This is a genomic window from Leptospira ellinghausenii (assembly GCF_003114815.1).
Classification (GTDB): domain Bacteria; phylum Spirochaetota; class Leptospiria; order Leptospirales; family Leptospiraceae; genus Leptospira_A; species Leptospira_A ellinghausenii.
The window spans coordinates 1-1,145 of record NZ_BFAZ01000027.1 but is presented as its reverse complement, the minus strand read 5'-3'; the positions used below and the strand labels follow the sequence as shown (position 1 = coordinate 1,145).

The 1,145-nt window shown below is 31.3% G+C and carries 1 protein-coding gene; it reads right to left on the bottom strand.

From position 1 onward, the window contains the following. Positions 1–278: 278 nt before the first annotated feature. On the bottom strand, positions 279–1,052 hold the full coding sequence (locus DI076_RS20040; RefSeq protein WP_108961615.1) for a hypothetical protein: 774 nt from the start codon (positions 1,050–1,052) through the stop codon (positions 279–281). Between the last annotated feature and the right edge of the window lie 93 nt (positions 1,053–1,145).

Here is a 1,145-nt window from a genome sequence, read left to right as displayed (position 1 = left end):
TTATAACTTGTTTTTTATAGCAATTTAGATGTAAAAATATAAATATTACAATTAATATACTAATAGTATTTTTCATTTATTTTCTCCTTTTACTTTGCCATTACGCATAACGAACTAGCCTTCCCGAAGTTGTCCGACCCTGAGTCCCGACGGGACGTTAGGGACTGGCACGTAGTTTGCGAATGCAAACGAGTGACAGGAGGACAATTTGCCGGAGGCCGAGCGAGGCCGTGAGTGCCGAAGCGTAGCGGGAAGGTGCTGTTATGCGACGTTTTTTCCTAATCCAATAAGTTACTTAAATACTCTTTATACATTTCTTCACCTAAATAATTAAATGCTATCTCGCCTCCAAATCCTTCTGAAACGATTTTATTTAATTTTAAATACTCTAATGAATCTTTGTTTACATTGGACTTCATTATATCATAAGGAATTTCGTTTTTGTGGTAATCAAATATTCTATTTAAAGCTTCCAAGATTTTCTTATTCGAGTTAATTTTTTCTTTGAGAGAGATTTTCCTTTCTGTGTTTTCATTTTCTCTAATTTTATTTTTTGTATTTTTTTCGGTAACTTTTAAATTGTTTGCAATTAAAGTATCCCTCTCCTTTTTTAGATTTTCAATTTCTTTGTCTTTTTCGGTTATGAGGTTATTAATTAGATCTTTTGATTTTTGTATTTCGATTCTTACTTTTACAGATTCATCTAGTGTTAATAATTCATTTCGTTCTGCATTATTTCTTATCATTTTTTTTAAAATGTCAAATTTTAACCAAAGCCAATAGGCTGATATTGAAGCCAATGGATAGATCGCTAAAATTAATAATGCTGATATTATTGGATAAGCTGTTAAATTTAATTTATCAGATTGATAAATTTCAATATATTCTATTCTGTCTTCAAAATCGTAATATTCTCCTTGGCCAAATATTGCGTATAATATTTTCCAATTCCAGGTTATCCAAGAAAGAATAAGTGATCCAAATAATGGACTGACGCTTCTTTCGGCAATTACAGAGTTAATTGAGTTTTTGATTTCATCTAGTATATTCATTATTTTATTTTTAATAAATTCAGTTTAAAATGTCGCATAACGAACTAGGCTTTCCGAAGTTGTCCGACCCTGAGTCCCAACGGGACGTTAGGG